1 protein-coding gene is annotated in these 1,665 nt (G+C 64.6%); it reads right to left on the bottom strand.

Features of this window, described 5'->3' with window-relative positions; translation table 11 throughout:
• Positions 1-137 precede the first annotated feature (137 nt).
• Positions 138-1,665, bottom strand: a 1,528-nt coding sequence (locus IHE46_RS16695; RefSeq protein WP_192166047.1) for a sulfotransferase, incomplete at its 5' end; no start/stop codon positions are given.

The raw sequence follows: 1,665 nt of genomic DNA, 5'->3' as shown, positions 1-1,665 counted from the left end.
AGTTCAGCGTGAAGTACGACTGGTAAGGCGCATTCTCCAACCTCATGCCGCTGCGACTGGCGGCATGAGGGAAGGGAAGATGAAACGAACAAGGCCGCCGGGTAACCGGCGGCCTTGTTCGTTTCAACCTATTCGTCTCAACCAGCCAAGCGTTTCCGCAACGGCTGCAGCCATGGCAGATACGGCGTGCTGTGAGCCGTGTCCGCACGAATGGGCTCGCGTACCTGGGCCGCGCTCGCCGTGCTGAGCACTTCGCGCTTGGTCTGGTGCGGCGTGAGGCAGGCGGCATCGAACGGCAGTTCGCAGAACGCGAGCAGGCGGCGGATCTGCGCCTCGGGTTCCTGCACCAATGCCTCGTAGGGGAAATCGAGCACGCGTTGCGGATCGCGCATCAGCCAGAAATCCGTGAGGCGCTCGTAATCGCGGTAGTAGTCCGCCATCTCGTCGAGGTCGTAGGTGAAATGCACGCCATGCCTGAAGAGATGGCGATAGCAGGAGAAGCAGGTTTCGACCGGATCGCGGTGGCAGTGCACGATCTTCGCGCCCGGCAACATCGCCAGTGCGGCGCCCACCAGTGTCCAGTTGCGGAGTTCCTTGTCGGTGAAGCGCGGACGCTTCTCGCGCCAGCGGGCCGTGCGGGCAAGGTAATCCTTGCCCAGGCGGTGCCAGTCATCGGCTGTGGTCGAAGCGACCCAGTCCGGGAATGGTTGGCCGCGGCGTTGCGATTCGTCCTCGATGACCTGCGACAAATCCGGAATCTCGTTGGCGCCCTCCACCTCCGGATGCGACGCGAGAATGTGCTCGACCAGCGTCGAACCGGAGCGCGGCAGGCTGGCGATCAGGATCACTTCGTGGCCAAGCGTGGAATCCACCGGCGCCGGCAGCGGCGCGCGGAAAGCGTCCATGATGCGGCCGATCTTCGCGTGTTCGGCGGCGGCGTCCCAATCCACCAGGCGTCGCTTGTCCGCATTGGCCTGGCGCAATGCTTCGAAGGCGCCGGCGTAATCCTGCTGGTCCTCCAGGGCGCGGAACAGGCTGAAACCCAGCATCACCCGCGTGTCGGCAGGGAGACCCGGATTGCGCAGAGCGCGGCGGATCGTCTCGATGTCGGCGGAACCCAGGAGCTCGGTCTTGAGGTTGGCCAACCCGTGCCATGCCTCGGCACGCTCGGGCTGCAGGCGAAGCACATGTCGGTATTCGGACACGGCGCGGGCGATATCGCCCTGCATGGTGGCGATGTCGGCCACGCCGATGCGTGCCAGCACATGGCGTTCGTCCAGCGTCAGCGCATGGCGAAAGGCCTGGTCGGCTTCCCGCAATTGCCCCCGTTGCTTCAGTGCCTTGCCGAGGTTGTACCAGGGCGTGGCTTGTCGCGGTGCCAGTTCGCAAGCCCGATTCAGGTGAATCAGCGCGTCGTCGAGTGCCCCGGCATCATGCAGGGCGCAGCCGAGGTACATCTGCATGTTGGCATCGGCAGGACGTTGCTCGACGGCCTTGCGCAGGAAGCCGATGGCCTTGGCGGCATCGCCGCCCATCAGGCAGGCGACTCCGTAAAGAAATTGGGCGTCGGTATGCCCGGGGTCTTTCGCAATAATTTGCGCCAGCGCGCGCTGGGCAAGATCGACCCTCCCCTGGTTGAGCGCTTTGCCGGCTTCTGCGAGCAAT

Source organism: Rhodanobacter sp. DHG33, assembly GCF_014843005.1.
In the GTDB taxonomy this organism is placed as follows: Bacteria; Pseudomonadota; Gammaproteobacteria; order Xanthomonadales; family Rhodanobacteraceae; genus Rhodanobacter_A.
This window is presented reverse-complemented; position numbering and strand designations above follow the sequence as displayed.